Origin of the sequence: Micromonospora sp. M51, assembly GCF_018070305.1 — a bacterium.
In the GTDB taxonomy this organism is placed as follows: domain Bacteria; phylum Actinomycetota; class Actinomycetes; order Mycobacteriales; family Micromonosporaceae; genus Micromonospora; species Micromonospora parva.
The window spans coordinates 1-1,171 of the sequence record NZ_JAGPXZ010001194.1 but is presented as its reverse complement, the minus strand read 5'-3'; the positions used below and the strand labels follow the sequence as shown (position 1 = coordinate 1,171).

Genomic DNA, 1,171 nt, shown 5'->3' with positions numbered 1-1,171 from the left:
CCGAGCCATGCTGATCATCTGCCACTCCTGGCCGAGCAGCGGCACCAGCCGGAACGCGGCCAGCGCCCCGATGGCGAACCGGGCCGGCGCCTTCGCGTTCTGGATCAACGCGTCGGCCAGGTCGGTGGGGTCGGTGGTCGCGAACACGATCACGCCGGGCAGCGCCACCGCGAACACCCGCAGCACCAGGCCGAGCGCGGTGAGCAGCACGCCGGTGCTCACCAGCACCGGCCCCGCGTCCAGCAGGACCCGACCGGACCGGTCGGCGGCGAACAGCACCAGGGTGACCAGGATGCCGGCGGCGCTGAGCAGCAGGGGCCAGGCCCGTCGGGCCAGTACCCGGTAGCGGATGCCGAACAGCGGCAGCACGGCCAGTTCGAGGGCGATGGCGATCGCCGGGGCGACCGGGTCCAGGGTGGCCAGCAGGATGAACGAGAAGGCGAGTGCGGCGGCGACCTTCGCCACCGGGTTGCGGCGGGCCAACGGCGCGTCCGGCGCGGCGACCGGCTCGATGCTGATCATCGGTGGTCGTCCGGGGCGCGGTGCAGGGTGACGGTGCGGTCGGCGAGCGCGGCGACGAAGTCCGCGTCGTGGGTGACGGTGACCACCCCGTGCCCGGCGTCGCGCAGGTCGGCGAAGAGGTCGACCAACTCCCGCCAGGTCCGCCGGTCCTGGCCGAAGGTGGGTTCGTCGCAGATCAACAGGCGGGGCGCGGTGGCCAGGGCGGTCGCCACGCTCAGCCGCCGCGCCTCACCACCGGAGAGGGTGTACGGGTTGGCGGCGGCGAGTCGGGCCAGCCGCAGCCGTTCCAGCAGCCCGGCCACCGTCTCGTTGACCACCGCCTCCGGTTGACCGGTGCGGCGTGGGCCGAGCGCCAGCTCGTCGAAGACGGTGCTGGTGACGAACTGGTGGTCCGGATCCTGGAAGACCGACCCGAGCCGCCGGGCCAGCGCGGGCGCCCGCCAGCGGTGCGGGGGAGTGCGGTGGTCCGGGCCGGCCAGTTCGGCGGACGCGGTGACCCGCCCACTGCCCGGCCGGAGCAGACCGCCGAGCAGCAACGCCAGGGTGGACTTGCCGGCACCGTTGGGTCCGCGTACGGCGAGTGCCTCACCGGCGCGTACCGACAGGTTGGTGTCGCCCAGCCGGGGTGGCAGGCCGACCTGGTCGGCGG

2 protein-coding genes are annotated in these 1,171 nt (G+C 74.4%); both read right to left on the bottom strand.

Features of this window, described 5'->3' with window-relative positions; genetic code table 11:
* Positions 1–522: energy-coupling factor transporter transmembrane protein EcfT (locus KBX53_RS33615; RefSeq protein WP_210863881.1), on the bottom strand; the 522-nt coding region annotated here is incomplete at its 3' end.
* The coding region (locus KBX53_RS33610; RefSeq protein ID WP_210863880.1) for an ABC transporter ATP-binding protein at positions 519–1,171 on the bottom strand (653 nt) is incomplete at its 5' end. The genes KBX53_RS33615 and KBX53_RS33610, both read right to left, overlap by 4 nt.